Genomic DNA, 19983 nt, shown 5'->3' with positions numbered 1-19983 from the left:
ATCGGGCCCGCGCCCTGGCGAGGTCGCGCGTGTCTGCGTCGCTAACGTATCCGCCTCGAACTACGAACGACCGCAAGGAGACAAGCATGAGCGCTCGGACAGACGGAAAGATCGACGGGGACGCGATCACCCGCAAACGCCTCGCGGCGTTGCTCAACGAGGACCTCGCGCGCGAGTACCAGGCGATCATCGCGTATGTCGTCTATTCTCAGGTCCTCAAGGGCGCTGAATATATGAGCATCGCCGCGCAGCTCGAAGAGCACGCGAAACAGGAATTGAACCACGCGCTGATCATCTCGCGCCAGATCGACTATCTGGGCGAGATGCCGACCGTGACTCCAAAACCGGTCAAATCATCGGCAAAAGCGCGAGAGATGCTCAGATTCGATCTGGAGAACGAGACAGAGACGATCCGGAACTATCGCGACCGCGTGCGGCAATGCGAAGAGCTCGGCGAGTTCGCGATGGCCGAGCAGATCCGCGAGATCCTCGTGAACGAACAAGACCATCAGATCGACTTGGCCACGGCGCTCGGCGAAGACGTGCCGGCGATCGGAAACACCTCGAAACGCAAGTAAACGCGCGTCAAGCGCCAGCCTGCTGCGCATAATGGAGTTCGCATGATTCGCAAACTGTCGTCGGGCGGCTATCGGCTCTATTCACGGAAGAAGGACCCGAAGACCGGCAAACGCAGGAATCTCGGTACGTTCAAGACGCTCGCGGCGGCGAAAAAACACGAACGCGCGGTGCAATACTTCAAGCACCATTGACCTATCCGTGCACGCGCATCCGGGTTCCGCCGCCGCCGGCGTTCTGGACGATGCCTGCAGACAGCACCGCATCGGCCTTAGCGAGGCCGGCCCGCATCTGGGTCTCAAGCTCGCTGAGTTCTTCGAAATCGGCAGATCGAGGAGCGACGTCGGCCCCGCTGACAAAACCGGCGAGACTATTCAGCTTCTCGTACACGTGGATCGGATCGCGGATATCGTCCTCGCCCGCGAGATCGGCCGGCTGATAGAGGTCGTTGAGCGCCATGTCGATCGCTTGGTCGTACGCGTGAACGGCGCTTACCGCGGCGGCGGACGCTCCGGGTGCAGCGACTGTCTTGTCGGCCTTCGATTTTGCCGCTCGAAGTCTGAGGATTCGGGCACCGATCCGCGACTCGTCGTCGCGGATACGCAGCAAGAACGAGAGCTGGGCGCGCAGATCCGACAGCGGCGTGCTCGCGCGCGGATCCGGAAGCACATCGACGGAGCGCGTCGTCGTCACGCCGGCCGCGACGAGCCGGATCGAATACGTCCCCGGCACTGCGAGCGGTCCTGTGAAGCCCGCGAACCCCTCGACCGCGGCGCGCGGAACTTTGTCGATCCCATCATAGCGTAGATCCCACCACGTGCGGTTGACGCCTTCGACCGCGTCGCTCACGCCGATCGTGCGGATGACGGTGTTGCCGTCCAACACTTCGATCTTGATCTTGTCCTTCTTGGCTTGCGCTTTCTTCAAAAAGAAGTTCACGTCGACGCCGTACTGCGGATCGTCGCCGGACCCCTCATTCGTCTGTCCCCCTCCGCCGCCGGCATAGCGGTAAGCCGGCCGCAGACTGAAGAGATGCACCGCGCTCGCCGTGACCGCGGGGCTATACTCTTGGAGCGGGCGAAGATCGTCGAAGATCATGTTGGCACGACCGTGCGTCGCCACGACGAGATCGTCGAATCGCTGCTGCAGCGCGAAATCGTAGACCGGCACGGTCGGGAAATTGTCGTGGAACTGCTGCCACGATCCACCGTCGTCGAGCGAGTACCACAAGCCGGTTTCGGTTCCGACGTAGAGAAGTCCGCGACGAACGCGGTCTTCCTTGATGACGCGCGTGTAGCTCGTCCGCGGAAGATTGCCGGAGATTCCGCGCCATGTGCGGCCATAGTCCGACGTGGCGAAGAGGTACGGGGAGCGGTCGCCGCGCTCGTGATCCTCGACCGCCATGTACGCGGTCGCCACATCGAAAGGCGAGGGTTCGATGTAGTCGATCCGTCCATAACGCGGCATACCTACGCCGGCCGGTGTCACTTGCTTCCAGTGCGCGCCGCTGTCGAGCGTGATCCACACCAGGCCGTCATCCGTGCCGACCCACAGCGATCCTTTTTGCTTTGGCGAAGCGGCGATCGCGAAGATCGTATCGTACTCTTCCGGTCCGGTGTTGTCGCCTGTGATCGGGCCGCCCGCATGCCGTTGCCACGCCTTTACGTTGCGCGTGAGATCCGGGCTGACGATCTGCCATGTGCGCCCGCGATCGATCGTCGCAAAGAGTCGGTTCGCGCCGAAATAGAGCACATCGGGGTTCCACGGCGCGGTTGCAACCGGGGCCGTCCATTGAAAGCGATAACGCAGCGAGCCCGCGCCCCAACCGCTCGTGTCATCCGGCCACGGGCTGATCGTGGCAGCCTGATTCGTCCGGCGATCGTAACGAGTGAGCGTTCCTTCGTAACCGCTGCCGTAGATGAAGTTGTCGTCTTTGCCGTCAAAGACGATCCAACCGCACTCGCCGCCCCCGGGCGGAATCCAGTCGATGGGTTCGATGTCGCCGTTGATAAGGTCGTTGCTCGGGCCGCAGTATGCGCCCGTATCTTGATCTTCGCTGCACACCGTGTACGGCACGCGATCGTCTACCGACACATGATACGACTGCGAGACCAATATCGGCGGCGCCGACCACGTCTTTCCGCCGGTGAGCGAATACATGAGACCGCCGTCGTCGCCGACGATCAGACGATCGCCGTCGGTGGGGTCGATCCACATCTGATGGTTGTCTCCGCCCGGCGGCCGCAGCCGTTTTGCGGTGACGCCGCCATCCTTGCTTTCCATCAAGCGCACGGAAAGGAAATAGATATGGTCCTTATCGCGCGGGTCGACCGTAAGCTCTGAGAAATAGAACGGACGTTGCGCGAGATTATGGTCGTCGCTCACCATTTTCCAGGTCACGCCGGCGTCATCGCTGCGCCATAACACGCCGCTCCGCGACTCGATCAGCGCATAGAGCCTGCTCGGAGCGCTGGGCGCAAATGCGAGGCCGATGCGGCCGGTGTCGCCGGCAGGCAAGCCGTGACCCAGCGCTTGAGTCCAATGTTCACCGTCATCGGAAGAAATGAATAACCCGCCGCCCGGACCGCCGCTCGTCAACATGTACGGTGAACGCGATGCGCTCCACAATCCGGCGACGAGCACGTGAGGATTTCCCGGCTGCATGACGACGCTCGACGCGCCGATTCCATTTCCGCTCGAGAGCACGCGCCGCCACGATTTGCCGCCGTCGCTCGTCTTGTAGACGCCGCCGTCCGAACCGCTCTTATACGGATCGGCGACCGCCGCGACGAACACCGTATCCGGATCGGTGGGGTCCACCGCGACCGTCGCTATCTGGCTCGTATTCGCGAGACCTACGTGACGCCACGTGTCGCCGCCGTCGTCGGATCGCCAGACGCCATCACCAAACGCGATATCGCTGCGCAAGTTCGGCTCGCCGGTGCCGACGTACACTATCTTGGGGTTGGACGGCGCTACTGCAACGGCGCCGATCGAACTCACCGGCTTGTCCGCGAATACCTGACGCCACGTCGCGCCGGCGTCACGCGAACGCAGCAGGCCGCCGAGACCGCCCGCGAAGTAGATCTTCGGATTCCCCGCGACACCGGCGACCGCGTCGATCCGCCCGAAGTCCGGACCTATCGTGCGAAAGTCGATCGATGCAAACGGGCCGGCCGGTGTGGGTCTTGGGGAGGGCGCGGGAGCCGGTCCGGAAACCGCGGGAACGCGCGTCCACGCCAAAAAGAAAGACAGGCACGCGATTGCGATCGCGATGCGATTTCTTCGTGTCATGGCCGGTAGTACGCAAGCAGCAGCGCTAAGTCCCGCCGCATGCACAGCCGTCTGCTGCTACGCGGCCTTAGAGCGGCGCATCGCCAAATTCAATAAGCCGATGACAACTGCGGCGCCGAGCGCGATCCACGCGATCTGAGCTCCGGCGAGAAATGTGATGCCGAGGGCGGCGTCGATCGAATACGCCCCCGGCCCGATGAGTGCGATGAGCAGCGCCACCGCGATGTACATCGAGTTGAGCTCCCAACCGCCATCCGAGGTGAAGAAGCCCTTCTTGATGTGGACGGATCCGATCGCCGTGATCATGACCATGACGATGAGCGCCGGGCCGATCGGATTTAACAATCCCAGCAACGTGAGCACGCCGCCGCCGGATTCACCCAATCCCGATAGCACCGCGAACGCCGCGCCCGGCCGAAATCCGAGCGTTTCCATGAAGTCGCCCGTGCCCTTGATCCCATAGCCGCCGAACCAACCGAAGAGCTTTTGCGTTCCGTGCGCAAAGATGCCGAGGCCGATGATCAACCGCGCTATGACAAGTGCCGTATCCAAAGTTAGCCGCCTTTCGACTGGAGCGATGCTGCTCTATTGCGAGTGAAGGGTGAGGGCGAAGATCACGACTCTGCCTGCCAGAGGGAGCGCGTCCGTGGGAATCGGCCCAGTCAGCCCGCCGTACGGCAGGCCGCCGTTTAGCTGCGTGAACCTGTCGTCGTAGACGTTGGTGAGATTGGTACCGTAAAGACCCACGTCGAGGTCGCGCCGGTGCCACGTGGCGCCGGCCTGGATCGTCGCAAACGGAGGGCGATTGAGTTCGTTGTATTCGCCTTCGTAGAGCACGCGGGCGTACCAGGCGAGCGCGGCGTGCGGATCTTTTTCTACCGAAAGCGTGGCCTTGTGCAGCGGCACGCCTAGTGTCTGTTCACCAACGACGAGCGAGCCGTCTTGTGCGAACGGCGGCACCTGTGTGAGGTACACACTATCGACTCCGTACCCGGCGCGTAGCGAAACGTCGCCGGCCAACGGCACGGAAGCGTGCGTTTCAGCCCCGGTGTAGACCTGGGCGGCTGCATTGACCGGATAGCTGAGGCAAGGCGGCGGTCCAGTCGGAGGCGCCGGGCACGTCGTCGGCGGGATGAATGTCGTGATCGCGTTGCGCAGGTCGGAGCGATACACATCGAAGCTGATGCTCGGCGATCCTCGCGGCGCCGTGAAAAAGTGATCGTAGCCGAGGTCGTATTCTGTCGCTCTGTCGGGCCCGAGATGAGGATTTCCGATGCTGATGTATCCATTGACCGGCGGCGGCAAAACAGGCGGAACATAGAGCGACGGCAGCTGCGGTGATTGGAACGTCGTGCCGATCGATGCGCGTAACGCAGAAGCCGGATTGGGCGTCCATACGAAGCCGGTTCGCGGATCGAAGCTTTTTCCAAAGGTGCTGTAGTCGCTGAGATATGCTGCAAGGGAATAGTGCAGCTTTGCCGTCGCGTCCCACGTGTACAGCGCGCCGACAGAGTGCGACGCTTGGCCGAACGTGCCCGGGTCAGCGGCGCTGCCGGGACTCGGAGAGTCCGCGGGCCGTGCCACGTCGATAGTCGGAGGCGCGAGGACGATGTCCGAACTGACGGATCCCGGCACGTAATCGGTGGCGAGCTGCTCGCTCGCTTGCGCGAACTTGATCGTCACGACGCCGCGATCGAGCGGATGCGTGATTTCGAGCGTGTCGTCGTTTATGACGTCGCGGTCGTTGTAAAGGAAGGGTGAAGCGGTTTGCGCCGGGCCCTCGGACGATTGGGCCACGACCGACGTCAGGTGCCTGAACAAAGCCGTCGTCTGCCCTGTGCCGTCGGCGGCTGCGTCGCCGAGCGGTACCTGCGCGTCAAAACCGTAGGCGGAGTTATGTCCGAGGAGCGCTGAGCCGGCGCCGCTCTGCACGCTGCTCCCCAAACTCGTGAGCACGGCGGAAAGGTCGCGGTAGACGGCCTGATCGCGCAGCGAGACGCCGATGAACCCCGCGCCTCTGTCCAAGCCGTAGCGCAACTTCACAATGGATGAAGTGGCATCCGATCCATCGCCGACAACTCCGTCGGCGCCGTCCGCGACGATTGGAAAGTCGTGTATCTCGCCAGCCGACGTGATCCGATGAATCGAGACTGCGTAACCCACGTCGCCGCTCGTGCCGGTCGTCTGCGCGGTCTGGCCGAACGTACCAAAGGATCCCGCGGACACGCGGAGCAGCGATTGCGCAGTTTGCGTTGGTTCGAGCGTCTGTATGTTCACGGCGCCGCCAAGGGTGTCGGGACCGAACAATGACGTGGGCGCGATGCCGTACGCGATCTGCACGCTCTGCAAATCGGCCGGGTCGAGCAATGAGACATCGAAGGAGCCCGCGTTTCCATTATTGACTTGGTGCCCGTCGATTTCGACGAGCGTCTCGCTTGGATCGGGCCCTCGAAGCGCAACGGCCGCCGGCGCGTTGAACCCGCCCCCCGCGACAGGGACGATGGTTGTGGAAAGTTCGTCGCCGAGCATGTCCGTCACGCGCGTCACGCCTTGCTCGGCTGCGAGCCGCGCGTTCACGGCCACGACATGCGACGGCGACGTTGAGACCGCTTCTGCGCCGTTGACGGTGACGCGATCCAAGACGCCGATCGACGAGGCTTGGGAAAGCGTCATCGTCAGATCGATCGCCGTGACCAGGTCTGCAGCGACGAACACCGTCGCGGCGGAGATGGGCATATATTTCGCAGCGTGGGCGGAAAGCACATACGTTCCAGCTGCAACAGAGCCGCCGAACTGGCCTCGCTCGTCTGATGTGAAACCGTAGCGGCCGCCGGAACCGATCAAGCGGATGGTCGCGCCGGCGATCGGCGTGCCCGCGGCACTCGCGACGGTCGCCCTGAGTTCGCCGGTGCCGGCCGCGGCCGCGGGTGCTCTGAAAGTCACGTGTATGGCTAGCGCCAGGGCGAACAGCGCAAGGGCGGAAGCTGCGGGGGGCCTTGGATGCACATTACATTGATTTGACGCGGCGACGCGGCATTCCTAAATCAATCGCCGGTTTTCGGCCTCGTCAGCGTGCCGATCCTCGTCCGTTTCCCTCGTGCGGATTATTGCGCGATCAGCTCGCAGAACTTTGCGAGGTCGACGTTGCCGCCGGATACCACTGCTACGATACGCCCCGCTCCGGCTCTGCCGGAAAGCGCCGCAGCCACCGGCAGTGCGCCCGCTCCCTCTGCGATCACGCGGGCGCTCTCGGCAAGCGTTCGCATCGCCCGCCTTGTGTCTTCGAGCGACACGACGATTGAACCCGTGACGATGTGGCGGATGCGTTCCCACATGCGCGGGAACACGCTTTTCCCGCCGGCTCCGTCGACGAAACTCGGCTCCCAAGCCGCGAATGCCGACGCGGCATTGCGAGCAAAAGAGGTATGTGCCGGCGCGGCGGTCTCCGGTTCGGCACCAAAGACGCGGATGTCAGCGCGCCCGCCGGCGCGTAAGCCCGACGCCACCCCGGCGATGAGCCCACCGCCGCCGAAAGCAGTGAGCACGGTCGCGACGTCGGGGAGATCCTCGAGGATCTCAAGTCCGATCGTCGCGTTGCCCGCGATGAAATCATCATCGTCAAAAGGATGGATGAACGTGCCGTCGACACCGGGAAACGCGCGCTGCTCCATGGCATGCCAGCATTCGTCGAACGGCGCCTTCACGAGGCGCGCGCCGAGAGCGCGCATGCGCGCGACCTTAGTCTCCGGGGCGGTTTCGATGGTGACCACCGTGGATGGGATACCGGCAGCTCGGGCTGCGTAGGCAACGCCTTGTCCTGCATTGCCGGCGCTGATCGTCCAGACGCCGCGAGAGCGCGCATCGGCCGACAGCTTCGCGACCGCGTTTGCCGCGCCGCGGATCTTGAACGAATTCGTGGGCTGGAGATTTTCCAATTTCAAGTAGATCTCACAGCCCGGTCCCTCGACTTGGAGCTTGACAAGCGGCGTGCGCAGGACGGTGCCTGCGATGCGCTCGCGGGCCGCTTCAACGTCGGCGCGCGAGATCGGCCGTATGCCGTTCAACGCACCGCCTTTGCCCGCGCGAGCCAACCGTCGATCTTCGCCATCGCGGCGGCGTATTGCGGCGTGATTAGTTTGGCGGCCTGTCGTTGCGTCTGCAAGACGGGTCCGGCAGCACCGCTGAACACGAATCCCTGAACGAATTCGTAGACTTTCGGCGCGAACATGATGCCGTCTTCACCGTTTTTGTAGTTCGCGGTCAGCGAGTTTTCGACAGCCGAGCCTTCTCGCGCGAGCGCGACGGCGCTCGGCGAGCCAAGCTTCTTCAAGCGGGCCACCTGTGCGTCGATCGCGTTGAATCCCTTATTCATGTTATCCAGCATCGACAACGCGCGCTCCGAGAAATCGTACTGGGCTTTATAGTCGGCCTGCGTCCACGGTGCATCGGGATCGGGTCGAACGGTAAAGGTACGCGACAGGCGCAGACCATTCGAGAAGGTCACGCGCGCCGTGTAGGTGCCGGGGACGACGGAGTTGCTGATGTTCGGAAGACGGGCGCCCTTGCTCGCCGCTCCATACCACGGCGTGATAGGCGTTTCGGAAAAATCCCAGATAAAGCGCGTGACACCCGAGCCGTTCTTGATCCACGGCTCCTTCTTTCCGCTCGTGCCGACCGGATGCGAACCGGCGTAGCTGCGCACGAGGCGGCCGCGCGCGTCGAGGATGTCGACCACCGGCGCCTTTCCGCCCGCCTTGGCTTGGAAGAAGTCGATGACCGCGCCGGTGGGCGGGTTCGGAGCCGCGTATTCGGTGTAGGTGCCTTCCGCTTTCTCGGTGTTGTTGTACTGATATGCGACCGGCGGCTGAAAGACATAATGTCCGGCGCTCTTCGCGGCTTCGAGATCTTGGAGCGGACGGATGTCATCCATGATCCATGCGGAGCGGCCGTGCGTTGCGATGATAAGGTCATCGAATCGCGGCTGGATTCGTATATCGAAGACCGCCGTGTGGGGAAGATTGCTTTGGAGCTTTTCCCAGCGGCTGCCGCCGTCGAACGAGATCCACATGCTGCGCTCGAGGCCCGCATAGACGAGATTCGGATTGACCGGGTCTTGGCGCACGGCTCGCGCGGATTGATCTGCCGGAAGACCGGCGGCGATCGACGTCCACGATTTTCCGAAGTCGCTCGTCTTGAAGATATACGGTGCGTAGTCGCCGCTGTAATGACGATCGATCGCGGCAAAAGCGGTGCCATCTGCGATCGTCGACGGGGCAATCGCCTCAACGCGTCCGAACGGAGGCACGCCTGGCGGCGTCACGTTCTTCCAGTGCTTTCCGCCGTCGCGCGTCAGCTGGATGAGACCATCGTCGGTACCGGCCCATATCTCGCCGCGCTTGACGGACGAGCCTTCGATGTCGAGAATCGTGTCTGACGTCTCGGCGCCCGAAACGTCAAGACTGATCGGGCCGCCGGATGCCTGTTGATGGGACTTTATGTTGCGCGTGAGGTCGGGGCTGATCGGCAGCCAATGCCGGCCTTCGTCTTGCGACTGAAAGATCACGTTGCCGCCGTACCACACGATATGTGGGTTCCACGGCGCAAACGCGATCGGTGAATCCCAATTGAAACGGTACGTGCACTTGTCGATCGCAAAGCCGTTGAAGCACGTCAGATCCGGTGCGACGCCGAAGCTGATCCGGCTCGAGTTCATCCAGATGCTCACGGCTCCGTCTTGCGAATCGGTCCAAACGTAGTCGCGGTTGGCTGGGTCAGGCACGAGCCACTGACCGTCGCCGCCTACCTCCGGTGTCGTGTATTCGTTCGTGATCCCGTCGGAATCGCGGCTGTTCGACGGCCAGCACCAGCCGCTGTTGTCTTGGAAGCCCGCGCAAACATTGTACGGCGTGGCGTCATCGGCCGCGATGTGGTAGATCTCTCCGATCGCGTAGTTGCGCGAGAAGAACCAGTTCGCGCCGCCGTCCACGGTGACCGGTGCACCCCCGTCCTCGCCCAAGATGATGCGCTTGGGATCGTTCGGAGCGATCCAGATCGCGTGATAGTCCACGTGCACTTGATCGGCGATGGTCTTGAACGTCTTGCCGCCATCCTTGCTCTTCGACGCCTGTTCGGAGACGGAAAAAACGGTATCCTTATCGGTTGGATCGACCGCGATATGGCTGAAGTAGAACGGTCGCTGATCGATGAGCGTGTCGTGATTGACCATCGTCCACGTCGCGCCCGAATCATCCGAACGGTAAAGGAAACCGTCCGTGCTTTGGATCAGCGCGTAGACGCGCGCGGAGTCGCTTGGCGCGATCGCAAGGCCGATTCGACCCGTGATGCCGTTCGGCAGCCCATGCCCGGTCAGCTTCGTCCACGTCTTGGCGCCATCTGTTGATTTGTAGAGGCCGCCATCCGGGCCGCCGCTCGATGCGATCCATGGCTGCCGCCGGAATTGCCAGATGCCCGCGTACACCACGTTCGGATCTTTCATATCCATCGCGAGGTCGGAGCCGCCGCTCGAGGGCCCGACGTACAGCGAATGGGTCCACGTCTTGCCGCCGTCGTTCGTGACGTAGACGCCGCCCGCCGGACTATCTTTGAAAAGATCGCCCATGCCCGACACGACGACGTGATTGACGTCTTTCGGATCCACGGCGATGCGAGAGATCGTGCGCAGATCCGTGAGGCCCATCTTCGTCCATGACTTGCCCGCGTCTACGGATTTGAAGATGCCGGTTCCGAGCATGACGTCGTTGCGCGGATTGGTTTCGCCGCTGCCGACCCAGACCGTGCTGTCGTCGCTCGGCGCGATGGTGACCGCGCCGATAGCCTGCACGTCTTGATCGTCAAAGACGGAGTCCCAGGTCACGCCGCCATTGTCGGACTTCCAGACGCCGCCGCCGGCGGCGCCGATATAGTAAAGATTCGGATCGGTCGCGCTGCCCGCGACCGCGGCCACCCGGCCGCCGGACGCGGCGGGACCGACTTCCCGCCATTTCATATTTGCGAACGGCGAGGAAGGCGTGGGCGATGCTTTGGGTGCGGCTGCGGTCGCCGTCGGTTTGGGTGACGGCGCCGGCGCGCTCGGCGAAGGCGAGGCCTCGGGAGCCGCCGACGCGGCGCTGCCCACCATTGAGAACAAAGCGAAAATGATCGCAAACAACGATTGCATGTATTTCCTCCGGACAATCGTCGGTGTTACGGAGCAGAGCGCAGCGCGACCTCCGTTGAAACCGCAATAATGCATATTTATAAGGCGGGCCGCGCGAAGGCCGCAGACGCTCGCCGCGTCGAACGTGCGCTAGCCACATGACTAGACATCTCGGTCGGCTCTTACTATTTCTGGTCGGTATCGGTGCGGTATCGCACGGAGCGTCGAGCGAAGCGCAGGCACGCACGATGCGATCCTCGGATTTTCGGGCGCTCGTGGGATTGTCGGCCCCGGCGATCTCGCGCGACGGCAAGTTCGCCGCGGTCGTCGTATCGCGGATCAATTGGGATGACGATACCTACTCGACCGATCTCGACCTCATCGACCTGACCACGCACTCGCGACGAACGCTGACCCAGGATCGGCACGATGTCGACGCACCGTCGTTCTCGCCCGACGGCACGAAGCTCGCATTTCTCGCAGATGCAGGCAGCGGCGATGACGCGGCGGTCCAAGTCTGGGTGATGCCGCTCGACGGCGGCGACGCGAAACCGGTCACGTCGGCGGGCGACGGTATCCAAGAATACACGTGGCGGCCGGACGGCAGCGGGATTGCGTATGCAGCCGCGGATCCAAAGCCGAAACGCAGCGGCGCGGACCGCTTTCGCGACAGTTTCGTCTTCACAACCGAACCGATAGTCGCGCACTCAGCGCCGCGCCCCGCGCATGTTTTCGTCACATCGGCAGCCGGCGGACGCCCGAAGCAGCTCACGTTCGGCGACGCGAGCGATTCGAATCTTGCGTGGTCGCCCGACGGTAAAACGCTGGCCTACACCGTCAATCCGAACGCGATTCTCAACGACTCCTACGTCTCGCACATCGAGCTCGTCGACGTGTCATCTGGGAAACGGTCGCGGTTGACCGCCCACGACATGTGGGAGAGCGGGGCGCTGTTCTCGCCTGACGGAAAGCACATCGCGTACAGCTATTCTCAAGGCGACAATCAATCGAACCAGATCGAGATGTATGTGACGTCGCCGGCCGGCGGCAACGGCGTCTCGATAACAAGGAGCTGCGACTGCAACGTCAACGACGCGGCGTGGCTTGCGGACTCCCGCGGGCTCATCATCTCGACATACGATCATACGTCGCTTGCGTTGCGCGCGCGGTCGCTCGATGGAACGAGCACGAATGTCGATGTTGGCGATGTACGCGTCGATTCGTCGCTCGCTGGCGCAATCGCGGCCGACGGGACGATGGTATTCGTCGGAAACGGCGTGAAACAGCCGAGCGAGCTATACGTCCGGTCGAAGGATGGCGTTGCGGTAAAGCTCACCGATTACAACCGGTCGGTCGCGGATCTTGAGCTTGCCGACGCGCAGACGATCGATTTTCCCACCACGATGGGTATCGTCGGCGATGCGCTGCTCTTCACACCGCCGCATTTCGACCCGCATCGGCGCTACCCGCTCGTGTTGAAGATCCACGGGGGTCCCACAAGCGCCTCCGTGCGGTCTTTCGATGTGTTTGCACAGCTGATGGCTGCGCGCGGTTGGCTCGTGCTTGAACCGAACTATCGCGGCAGCACAAATCTTGGTCTGGCATATCTGCGCGGCGTGCTCTACGACCCCGACGAAGGTCCCGGCAAGGATATCATGAGCGCCGTCGCTGCCGTTCGCGCGCGCGGAATAGTCGATGATCGCCGCATCGCAGTCTCCGGCTGGTCGTATGGCGGGATCATGACCGCGTGGATGATCTCGAAGTACCACATCTGGAACGCCGCTGTCTCGGGTGCGTCCGTCAACGATTGGGCCACGGACTACGGCGTTGCCGACGACAGCCAATCGGACGCCGCGCTCTTCCACGGATCGCCGTATGTCGCCGGCAATGCCGCTGAATGGCGCCGTGCGTCTGCGATCACGTACGTCAAGGACGTCACCACGCCGGTGCTCATCCTGTCCGACATCGGCGACAACCGAGATCCGTTCGCGACGTCATCCATGTACTGGCGCGCGCTGCGCGACAACGACAAGGATGCCACGTTACGTGTCTGGCCGGTTCCCGGGCATTTCCCGTCCGACCCCGTTCGCACGCTCGATGTGTACGAACACTGGATGGACTACATCCAAGCGCACTTCGATCTCCGCTGACCGTGGCGACGCCGTCGATCGCGGGGACGGATTCCATGCCGGAAGTCCCCGAGCTGCGGCGCGCGATGGGTCTCGGCGACGTCGTCCTGTTCTTCGTCATCGCCGGTTCGAATTTTCAGTGGGTTGCCACCGCCGCGGCCGCCGGTCCGTCGTCGCTTGTCGTCTGGCTCATCGGCGGAATCGCGATGTTCTTGCCGCTCTCCCTCGTGGTCGTTTATCTTTCCGCGCATCATCCCGACGAAGGCGGTCTCTACGTCTGGAGCAAGCGCGCGTTCGGGCCTTTCGCCGGATTCATGACCGGCTGGACGTATTGGGCGAGCAATCTGCCCTATTTTCCGGCGCTCCTCTATTTCACCGCTGGAAACGCGCTCTTCATCAGCGGCACGAGCGGCGGCATTCTCGCGGCGTCGCCGTGGTACTACATCGCTGTCTCGATCGCCGGTCTCGGACTTGCGACGATACTGAATGTCTACGGGCTGGCCGTGGGCAAGTGGCTGAACAACGTCGGCGCACTCGGCCGGTGGATCGCGACGATGCTGCTGATCGCGCTGGGAGTGATGGCGTGGCTGAAATTCGGACCCGCGACGCCTATCAACGCGACGACCGCGCGCCTGAATTTTCAATTCAAGGACATCATCTTCTGGTCGGTGATCGCGTTTGCATGGACCGGACCAGAAGCGGCGTCATTCATGGCGGGCGAAATTAAAAATCCGCGCCGGTCGATTCCGCTCGGCCTCGTGCTTGCGGCGCCGATGATCGCCGCCATCTATATCGCCGGTACGGCGAGCGTTCTTGCGGCGCTGCCGGCGAGCTCCGTCAACGCGTCGTCGGGCGTGATGCAGACGATCGGCATCACCGCAAGCCGTTTCGGCTGGCCATGGCTCACGCCGATAGCCGCGGTCCTCGTGACGATAAGCTGCCTAGGCAGCGCGGGCGCATGGCTGGGTGCGGTGGCGCGCATCCCATTCGTCGCCGGCATCGACCGGTTTCTTCCGCCGATTTTCGGTCGCATGCATCCGCGCTTTCGTTCGCCGGTCGTCGCGATTCTGACCCAAGCCGGAATCGCGGCGGTGTTCATCTTCCTTGGTCAAGGAGGCACGACCGTGAAGGGCGCCTACGATGTGCTCGTCAGCACGACGGTGCTCATCACTATGGTTCCGTTTCTTTTCCTCTTCGCCTCGGCGATCAAACTGTATGTGGATCCGAGCGGCGCGGACCCGCTTCGGATTCCAGGCGGCCGGTGGACTGTCGCAGCGGCGGGGGTCATCGGGTTCACCACCACTGCCGCGTCGATGGTGCTCTCGGCGTTTCCGGCGGACGACGACCCGCACAAGGCGCTCGCGGTGATCAAGGTGCTCGGCATGACCGCCTTGATGATCGGCGGCGGCATGGCGGTCTACTTCATCGGCCGCCGCGTCCGCAGCGTTCAGGACAGCGTCAGATAAGCTTTTCCTGAAGTGTCTCGGTCGACAATGCATCGAGAAACCGGCGGAGCTCCGCGCTGCGCTGCACGCCCATCACACGTGCCGTTTTTGTGATCAGGCGCGGGGGAATGCTTTGCAAGAAGCCGCGCAGCGCGACGATCGCCGAATGAAAATCAGCGGCGTTTTCACCGGTCAAGCTGATCATCCGCGCAGCGCCGATGTCACCGAGGAAATCGAGAGAATCGGCATCGTGTAACACGATCGCCTCGGGGCGGGAACCCGGATCGCGGTAGTACATGTGACCGCGTTCGGCCGCTTGCACCGCCGGCAACTTCTGCATTGGAAATCCGGCGGCACGGAGAACCGCGCCGCTCTCTTGGGCTGCGCGATCACCATGTTCGATTCCGGATTTCGCGTACGGCGGAAAGGCGGCCATGTCGTGGAGGAAACACGCCGCGAACAGAACGTCGGTGTCGACCTTCAGGTGGTCGCCGTGAGCCAGGCGCAGAGCGAGGTCATAATTGCGCTCACTGTGCTGCCAGCCCCACGCGGGATGGATGAATTTCGAACGCGCCATCTCGTAGATCGTGACTTTCCAGGGCGCGTCAAGCGGAATCCCTGAGACCGTGCGGGTCTCTGTCGAGGCGTAAGCGCAGGCGGCCGAAAGGCAGAAGATCGATGCGCAGAGGACGCTGATTTGCGCGAACGCGAAAGCTTTTTTCATGCCCGGCGTATTCCGTGCGGCCCCGCGCGAATGCTTCACGCCGCCTGGGCAAGCGATGCTTGCCCTACTACGAGGCGTTGCGAGTGTGGTGCGCGTGGTGCGCGTGGCGCGCGCGAAAAGTCCGCGCTTTAGCGACGTTGCCGCAGCTCGCGATGTCGCACCACGCACCTGAGCGATTCTTCGAGCGATCGTAAAATGCGAATGCGCACGACGGGTCGCGGCATATCTTCAGGCGGTTCCACGTCCCGTCGGTCATCGCTTCAAAGACGATCGCGATGATCGCGCCGAGCGCGCCGTCCGCGGCCGGCGCAAGCGGACGGATCCGGCCGCGGCCGTCTGCATCGAACGAGACCGCCATCTGCGCACGCCCCGCCGCTCTATTGAGCGTCTCGATGGCGTCCGTATCTTGTTGACCGGATTGCCGGGCGAGCGCGAGGCGAACAAGTGCGTCGCGCACGCAACGCGCCTGCTCGAGATCGGCGTTGTTCAGACGAACGCGCGGGGAGATCAGGTCGTGCCCGGCGAGCCAATCGCGCAGAGCGTCGGGGTTGGGGAAGTCCTCGCGACCCGATCCGTTGCGCGTGTTCACAAACGCGTGGACGACTCGCAACTTCCCGTCTGCCGGCTTATCGCCCAGTCGATCGGCTGTCCCGCTTTCATCCATGGCACTTATTATAGAGCAATGATGGTTACAAATCAAGACAATCATGACACTGTTATGATGCGATGGAACCATTAAAATTACTTGACAGGTTAGCAGTCACTGGTGTAAACTGATTGCAGGTTACTACTAAGCAGGGAGAAAGACCATGGGACGCACGAGATCAACAACCGTCGTACATATCCTAGACGCGCCGGACGCGCTCGATCGCAGCCGCACGGATCTCGTGAGAGTTCCGTCGGGCGCAAGCGACACGATTTTCGGCGGCTGGGGCGTCCGGATATGACCCGGCGGGGTGCAATCAGCGCGGCGACAACCGATCTGTTCGTACAACTAGCGCTTCAGCGGATCGAAGACCTACGCCGCGACGGTGCACGTCTCCGCATCGCCGATTGACGTCCCGCTCAGACGAGCCGCGTGACGTTTTCTTCGGGTTCGCCAGAGTCGAGGGCGATAAGCGGCGGCCGTACGTTGCGCCACCGGCCGTCGCCGGTGCGGCGAGCCGTGAAATCTTTAAGCTCTGCGATCATCGGCTTCGATTCGAACATCGAGCGAGCGGCGGCGGCTCGCGCTTGCAAGGCCGGCGCCGAGGGTCGGCCCCGGTCGGCATAAAGGCGGCTGATCAGCTCCGGGTGCGCGTTCGCCGTCGCGGTGACGCAACCCGATGCGCCAGCCGCCAGACACTCCAGCAAGAACGATTCCGATCCGACGAGCACGTCAAACGAGTCGCCGAACTCTTCGCACAGGCGGATCGTGCTCGCTTTGTCGCCCGAACTGTCCTTGAGGCCGGCGACGACAGTCGGGTAGCGAACGCGAAGCTCGCGGATGACCTCAGCCCCGATGCTCACTCCGGAGAACTGCGGGATGCTGTACAGGTAAACGCGCAGGGTCTCGTCCGCGACAGATTCGATCATGGACGCGTACGCGGCGATGACGCCGGCATCGTGAACGGACTTATAATAGAAGGGCGGCAACACGAGCGCGCGGTCAACGCCTACCGAAATCGCGTGTCGCGTCAGCCGGACGCTGTCGCCGACCGCGCAGCAGCCTGTCCCCACCATGAGCCGAGAAGCGGGGAGACCCGCGTCGAGCACCCCTTCGAGGATCGACATCCGCTCTTCGACAGTGAACGAGTTCGCTTCGCCGGTCGTGCCGAGCAAGAGGATGTCGTCGCAGCCGGACGCGATCAGCCAGCGGCAATGTTCTTCGAGCAGTGCGAGACATGGTTGACCCGCCTCGTCGAGCGGCGTGAGACTGGCGCAGGTAATACCGGACGTGCGCGGCCGGTTCATCCGCGCCACATCGACCGTAGGAAGAACAAGACGTTTGCAGGGCGCTCCGCCAAGCGACGCATGAAGTAGGGAAACCACAACGATCCAAAGGGCACCGCGATGCGGACCGGAAAGCCCCTGCGGAGCAGCAGTTCTTGCAGCTTCGGACGTACGCCGAAGAGCATCTGGAATTCGTACGATCCGGGCGCGATGCCGCGATCCCGAATGAAGCTGATCGAGCGTTCGATGATCGCGTCATCGTGGGTGGCGATCGCCGTGAAGCCGCCGCCCTGCAGACTGACCTCGATGAGGCTGGCAAAGCGATCGTCGACGTCGCGTTTGCGCGCAAATGCCACGCTTGCCGGCTCGAGGTACGCGCCTTTCACCAGCCTCACGTTCGGTGCGAGCGCTTTGAGCGACGATAGGTCCGATTCCGAGCGATAGAGATACGCCTGCAGTACGACGCCGACGTTGTCCATCCCGTTGCCGCGCAACCGGTGATAGATGTCGAGGGTCGCTTGCGTATGGGCGGATTGCTCCATGTCTATCCGCACGAAATTTCCGACGCTCGCGGCGCGGGCCGCCACGGCGCGAAGGTTCTCGAAGGCGAGGCCCGGATCCAACGCCAGCCCGAGATGCGTCAACTTGAGTGCGACGTTCGCGTTTGCGCCCTCGCGTGCGAACCGGTCGAGAATCGCCGCATACTGCTCGGCGGCTGAGCGAGCGTCGTCTGCCGTGCGGACATCCTCGCCGAGTAAACCCGCCGCGACCCGAAAGCCGCGCCCGTTCAACAATCGGACCGCCTGCATGAACTCGTCCACCGTCTCGCCCGCGACGAACCGGTCCGCGCCAAATCGTCGGCCGTGCGTCGAGACGAAGCGATTGAGCGTCTGGTTAGACGCAGCCGCTAGTAACGAGGTGCGAAGCAAATCGGCCATGGCTTCGCGCTAAGCGCTTAACGCGGAGCGCCGGCCGGTGAGGCGCTCGGCGAGGGCGCGGCCGCCGGCGCCGCACTCGCGCTATCGACCGGGCGCTGCGGTGACGACGCTCCCGGCGAAGGCGTGTCGGTCGGGGCGGGCGTCACGAGCGCATATCCCGCAGGCACGTCAAAGAACGCCGGGTCGTAGCGCAACTGCGCGACAGACGTCGTTTCAAGCCACGCGAACCCCGGCCGCTTGAGCATAGGGTCCACATAGTCTGACGGGGCGATGGTAGAGGCCGGAGTCGCGGAGTCTTCGTTCGCGCCCATCTGCATTTCTGTCCATTCGACGCTGCGCAGCGGCACACGCACTTTCGATGCGTCGCCGGCGCTCGCTGGACTCGGGCCTTCTTGCGCGCTCTGTGCATCGAGCGAGCAATGGTCGGCGACCGGAATATCCGCGTACCAAAGATCGGTCTTCTGACCGCTCCCGCCGCCGTTCGACGACAGGGAGAATATCGCGTGTCGCGCCGTCAGGCCGGCGATCGTCACAGCGCCGTCGTCCGGCTGAGGAGAGATGGTCATTGCGGCGGTTTCATCGGGAGAGCCCCCAAGCGCTGCCGTCATGAAATCAAAGCCGCTCGTGAACTGCGGCGATTGTTGCTGCGACTCCGCTTGGTCAAACGTCGTGACCGAGTACGTCCTCTCGGCGTTGTCCAGGACGATGACCTTTCGCAGATCGCATTGGATGATCGTGGATACGTCGCCGATGTCCGTGCGCGTGCGATCGGCAGCGACGGTCGTCGTCGCCTCAAATTCGGCTGCCACGTTTATTCTGGGATCCAGGTGCATCGGCCGTGAGGCCACACTACTCGCAAGCTTCGCCTGCGCCTTTGCGGCGATCTGCTGCGCGATGAATCCGAGGACCGGGTTGGCGTGCGTCAGGGCCGTCTGAAGCAGATTCGACAGGAACTGGTGCGCCGCCGTCTGCAGCGCGGACTTCAGGAGGTTCGATCCCATGCTTGGGCGGCCATTGTTCAGCACAACGTTCCGGTACTGCACTTGCACGTACTGGATCACCTGCGCGCCGGATGCGTTTGGCGGCGTCAAAGCGGTAGATGTCGGCGCCGTATTCAACGCAGCGGCAGCCGATAGAGCATACGCTAAAGATCGTGTCCATGCTCGGTTCATGGTTCTGGCGCCCTCGGAGGGAGTCGAACCCCCGACCTCCGCGTTCGAAGCGCGGCATTCTAATCCGCTGAACTACGAGGGCAATCCATACGCGCACGAATCGAGGACCGCGCGCTCGATAAGGATTCACGGGTGTGATGACACGCCCTGCCGGAGTTCGCCTGTGCCGTTGAGAAACGCCGCGCGTGGTATATGACGTCGTCGTGGTCGGCCTTGGCGCGATGGGCAGCGCCGTGGCCGCGCAATGCGCGCGCCGCGGCTGGTCAGTGCTTGGTATCGAGCGCCACGGTCCCGCACACAGCCTCGGCGCATCGCACGGAAAATCGCGCCTCATCCGCCAGGCGTATTTCGAACATGCGGACTACGTGCCGCTCTTACTGCGAGCCTACGATTTGTGGCGTGAGCTCGAAGCGTTGAGCGGCGAGCGACTCGTGACCCTCACCGGAATATTGTTGGCGGGCGCTCCGACGAGCAAAGTGATCATCGGCTCGACAGAGAGCGCGAAACGCCACGATCTGCACGTCGAACTGCTCGACACCAATGCCATCCGTCGCCGTTTTCCGATGATGCGACCGCTTGACGGCGAGGTCGGTGTTTTCGAACGGGCCGGCGGCGTC

17 protein-coding genes and 1 tRNA gene are annotated in these 19983 nt (G+C 63.0%); 7 read left to right on the top strand and 11 right to left on the bottom strand.

The annotated features are described in order from the left end of the window. The first annotated feature begins 86 nt into the window (after nucleotides 1-86). Together VKT51_06530 and VKT51_06525 are read left to right on the top strand one after the other, a co-directional pair. Nucleotides 87-578 (top strand): ferritin-like domain-containing protein, encoded by a 492-nt coding sequence (locus VKT51_06530; GenBank protein HLJ83807.1) that lies wholly within the window; start codon nucleotides 87-89, stop codon nucleotides 576-578. Between the two features lie 42 nt (nucleotides 579-620). Next, entirely contained in the window at nucleotides 621-770 is a 150-nt protein-coding gene (locus tag VKT51_06525; protein HLJ83806.1) for a hypothetical protein, read from the top strand. 1 nt (nucleotide 771) lies between these two features. Here VKT51_06525 and VKT51_06520 read toward each other — a convergent pair whose 3' ends face one another. The 5 genes from VKT51_06520 to VKT51_06500 all read right to left on the bottom strand — a co-directional run bounded on the left by VKT51_06520 (nucleotide 772) and on the right by VKT51_06500 (nucleotide 10876). Further along, the gene (locus VKT51_06520) at nucleotides 772-3870 is read right to left on the bottom strand and encodes a hypothetical protein (GenBank protein HLJ83805.1); all 3099 of its coding nucleotides are present in this window, start codon (nucleotides 3868-3870) and stop codon (nucleotides 772-774) included. 57 nt (nucleotides 3871-3927) lie between these two features. Continuing rightward, a complete protein-coding gene (locus VKT51_06515) occupies nucleotides 3928-4422 on the bottom strand; it encodes a DoxX family protein (protein HLJ83804.1) in 495 nt (164 codons plus the stop codon). 33 nt (nucleotides 4423-4455) lie between these two features. Beyond that, entirely contained in the window at nucleotides 4456-6813 is a 2358-nt protein-coding gene (locus VKT51_06510) for a TonB-dependent receptor (protein HLJ83803.1), read from the bottom strand. Nucleotides 6814-6974: 161 nt separating this feature from the next. Next, nucleotides 6975-7934 carry a threonine/serine dehydratase gene (locus VKT51_06505; GenBank protein ID HLJ83802.1) on the bottom strand — a complete coding sequence of 320 codons (960 nt, stop codon included), beginning with the start codon at nucleotides 7932-7934 and terminating at the stop codon, nucleotides 6975-6977. After that, nucleotides 7931-10876, bottom strand: a complete 2946-nt coding sequence (locus VKT51_06500; GenBank protein HLJ83801.1) for a hypothetical protein — start codon at nucleotides 10874-10876, stop codon at nucleotides 7931-7933. Before VKT51_06500 ends, VKT51_06505 begins: the two co-directional genes overlap by 4 nt. Nucleotides 10877-10898: 22 nt before the next feature. Between VKT51_06500 and VKT51_06495 the strand changes: the two genes are divergently transcribed. The 3 genes from VKT51_06495 (at nucleotide 10899) to VKT51_06485 (ending at nucleotide 14621) form a co-directional block, all read left to right on the top strand. Next, a complete protein-coding gene (locus tag VKT51_06495; protein HLJ83800.1) occupies nucleotides 10899-11117 on the top strand; it encodes a hypothetical protein in 219 nt (72 codons plus the stop codon). A gap of 67 nt (nucleotides 11118-11184) precedes the next feature. Continuing rightward, entirely contained in the window at nucleotides 11185-13176 is a 1992-nt protein-coding gene (locus VKT51_06490; protein HLJ83799.1) for a S9 family peptidase, read from the top strand. A 2-nt stretch (nucleotides 13177-13178) separates the two neighbouring features. After that, nucleotides 13179-14621, top strand: coding sequence for an APC family permease (locus VKT51_06485; protein ID HLJ83798.1), 1443 nt, complete (start codon nucleotides 13179-13181; stop codon nucleotides 14619-14621). On the opposite strand, the gene VKT51_06480 is transcribed toward VKT51_06485, so the two are convergent. Next, complete coding sequence (locus VKT51_06480) at nucleotides 14614-15324, bottom strand: HD domain-containing protein (protein HLJ83797.1); 711 nt, start codon at nucleotides 15322-15324, stop codon at nucleotides 14614-14616. The two genes, VKT51_06485 and VKT51_06480, sit on opposite strands and share 8 nt — an antisense overlap. 67 nt (nucleotides 15325-15391) lie before the next feature. Beyond that, nucleotides 15392-15988: an ABATE domain-containing protein gene (locus tag VKT51_06475; GenBank protein HLJ83796.1), complete on the bottom strand. Its 597-nt coding sequence runs from the start codon at nucleotides 15986-15988 to the stop codon at nucleotides 15392-15394. A 145-nt stretch (nucleotides 15989-16133) separates the two neighbouring features. On the opposite strand from VKT51_06475, the gene VKT51_06470 reads away from it, so the two are divergent. Then, nucleotides 16134-16271, top strand: coding sequence for a hypothetical protein (locus VKT51_06470; protein ID HLJ83795.1), 138 nt, complete (start codon nucleotides 16134-16136; stop codon nucleotides 16269-16271). Between the two features lie 118 nt (nucleotides 16272-16389). Here VKT51_06470 and VKT51_06465 read toward each other — a convergent pair whose 3' ends face one another. The 4 genes from VKT51_06465 to VKT51_06450 form a co-directional block, all read right to left on the bottom strand. Beyond that, the gene (locus VKT51_06465; GenBank protein ID HLJ83794.1) at nucleotides 16390-17277 is read right to left on the bottom strand and encodes a dihydrodipicolinate synthase family protein; all 888 of its coding nucleotides are present in this window, start codon (nucleotides 17275-17277) and stop codon (nucleotides 16390-16392) included. Then, nucleotides 17274-18194, bottom strand: a complete 921-nt coding sequence (locus VKT51_06460; protein ID HLJ83793.1) for a proline dehydrogenase family protein — start codon at nucleotides 18192-18194, stop codon at nucleotides 17274-17276. Before VKT51_06460 ends, VKT51_06465 begins: the two co-directional genes overlap by 4 nt. 17 nt (nucleotides 18195-18211) lie before the next feature. Next, nucleotides 18212-19285, bottom strand: coding sequence for a hypothetical protein (locus tag VKT51_06455; GenBank protein ID HLJ83792.1), 1074 nt, complete (start codon nucleotides 19283-19285; stop codon nucleotides 18212-18214). Nucleotides 19286-19371: 86 nt separating this feature from the next. Beyond that, nucleotides 19372-19448 (bottom strand) — tRNA-Arg (locus tag VKT51_06450). 103 nt (nucleotides 19449-19551) lie between these two features. Here VKT51_06450 and VKT51_06445 point away from each other — a divergent pair. Next, nucleotides 19552-19983: FAD-dependent oxidoreductase (locus tag VKT51_06445; protein ID HLJ83791.1), on the top strand; the 432-nt coding region annotated here is incomplete at its 3' end.

Source organism: Candidatus Eremiobacteraceae bacterium (assembly GCA_035295225.1).
Lineage (GTDB): Bacteria > Vulcanimicrobiota > Vulcanimicrobiia > Eremiobacterales > Eremiobacteraceae > JABCYQ01.
The sequence above is the reverse complement of the archived record's forward strand: the minus strand, read 5'-3'. Positions and strand labels throughout refer to the sequence as shown.